At 57.4% G+C, this 2,082-nt stretch carries 2 rRNA genes; both read left to right on the forward strand.

What is annotated here, in order from left to right:
* Positions 1-1,830: ribosomal RNA gene (locus ABD817_RS39325) — 23S ribosomal RNA — on the forward strand; the annotation flags it as partial.
* A 131-nt stretch (positions 1,831-1,961) separates the two neighbouring features.
* Positions 1,962-2,078: ribosomal RNA gene (gene rrf / locus ABD817_RS39330) — 5S ribosomal RNA — on the forward strand.
* The last annotated feature ends 4 nt before the right edge of the window (positions 2,079-2,082 follow it).

Consider the following 2,082-nt stretch of genomic DNA (forward strand, 5'->3'; position numbering starts at 1 on the left):
GGTGTGTGGGTGGGTAGGGGAGCGTCGTGCGGCCGGGGAAGCAGCGGAGTGATCCAGCTGTGGAGGCTGTGCGAGTGAGAATGCAGGCATGAGTAGCGAATCAGAAGTGAGAAACTTCTGCGCCGGATGACCAAGGGTTCCTGGGGCAGGCTAATCCGCCCAGGGTAAGTCGGGACCTAAGGCGAGGCCGACAGGCGTAGTCGATGGACAACGGGTTGATATTCCCGTACCCGCTACGATGCGCCAATACTGAATCCAGTGATACTAAGGGTCCTTAACCCCTCCGAGCCTTCGGGTTTGGGGTGAGGGTGAACGCCTGGCCTGAACTGGTAGTAGGTAAGCGATGGGGTGACGCAGGAAGGTAGCCCAGCCCAGGCGATGGTTGTCCTGGGGTAAGCATGTAGGGAAAGAGGTAGGCAAATCCGCCTCTTATGTATCCTGAGATGTGATGCCGAGCCGATTGTGGCGAAGTGGGTGATCCTATGCTGCCGAGAAAAGCCTCTAGTGAGTGTCGTGGCGGCCCGTACCCTAAACCGACTCAGGTGGTCAGGTAGAGAATACTAAGGCGATCGGGTGAACTGTGGTTAAGGAACTCGGCAAATTGCCCCCGTAACTTCGGGAGAAGGGGGGCCTCCGCTGGTGACGAACCTTTGCGTTCTGAGCTGGTGGGGGTCGCAGAGGCCAGGGGGAAGCGACTGTTTACTAAAAACACAGGTCCGTGCGAAGTCGTAAGACGATGTATACGGACTGACGCCTGCCCGGTGCTGGAACGTTAAGGGGACCGGTTAGCTGCTTTTTGGAGTGGCGACGCTGAGAACTTAAGCGCCAGTAAACGGCGGTGGTAACTATAACCATCCTAAGGTAGCGAAATTCCTTGTCGGGTAAGTTCCGACCTGCACGAATGGCGTAACGACTTCCCCGCTGTCTCAACCGCAGACCCGGCGAAATTGCACTACGAGTAAAGATGCTCGTTACGCGCAGCAGGACGGAAAGACCCCGGGACCTTCACTATAGCTTGACATTGGCGTTTGGAGCGTCTTGTGTAGGATAGGTGGGAGACGGTGAAGCTGTCACGCTAGTGGTGGTGGAGTCATTGGTGAAATACCACTCTGGTCGTTTTGAACGTCTAACTTCGGTCCGTGATCCGGATCAGGGACAGTGTCTGGTGGGTAGTTTAACTGGGGCGGTTGCCTCCTAAAGAGTAACGGAGGCGCCCAAAGGTTCCCTCAGCCTGGTTGGCAATCAGGTGTTGAGTGTAAGTGCACAAGGGAGCTTGACTGTGAGACCGACGGGTCGAGCAGGAGCGAAAGCTGGGACTAGTGATCCGGCGGTGGCATGTGGAAGCGCCGTCGCTCAACGGCTAAAAGGTACCCCGGGGATAACAGGCTGATCTTCCCCAAGAGTCCATATCGACGGGATGGTTTGGCACCTCGATGTCGGCTCGTCGCATCCTGGGGCTGGAGTAGGTCCCAAGGGTTGGGCTGTTCGCCCATTAAAGCGGTACGCGAGCTGGGTTTAGAACGTCGCGAGACAGTTCGGTCCCTATCCGCTGCGCGCGCAGGAGACTTGAAAGGAGCTGTCCCTAGTACGAGAGGACCGGGACGGACGAACCTCTGGTGTGCCAGTTGTTCCGCCAGGAGCACGGCTGGTTGGCTACGTTCGGAAGGGATAACCGCTGAAAGCATCTAAGCGGGAAGCTCGCCTTGAGATGAGGTCTCCCACCACATACGTGGGTAAGGCTCCCGGTAGACGACCGGGTTGATAGGCTGGAAGTGGAAGCGCAGTAATGTGTGGAGCTGACCAGTACTAATAGGCCGAGGACTTGACCACAAAGCACCGTGTTTGGTCTGTGCAGCGCTCTGTCCCTTCGCCGGGTCCGGAGCAGCGCCAGGCCAGGGATCGTGCTCGCGTCCACTACGCAATTCTGAGACAGCAAACAGTGTTTGTGTGTTTCATAGGGTTACGGCGGTTATGGCGAAGGGGAAACACCCGGTTACATTCCGAACCCGGAAGTTAAGCTCTTCAGCGCCGATGGTACTGCACCGGGGACGGTGTGGGAGAGTAGGTCACCGCCGGACAATC

The sequence above is a fragment of the Streptosporangium oxazolinicum genome (assembly GCF_039537505.1).
GTDB lineage: Bacteria > Actinomycetota > Actinomycetes > Streptosporangiales > Streptosporangiaceae > Streptosporangium > Streptosporangium oxazolinicum.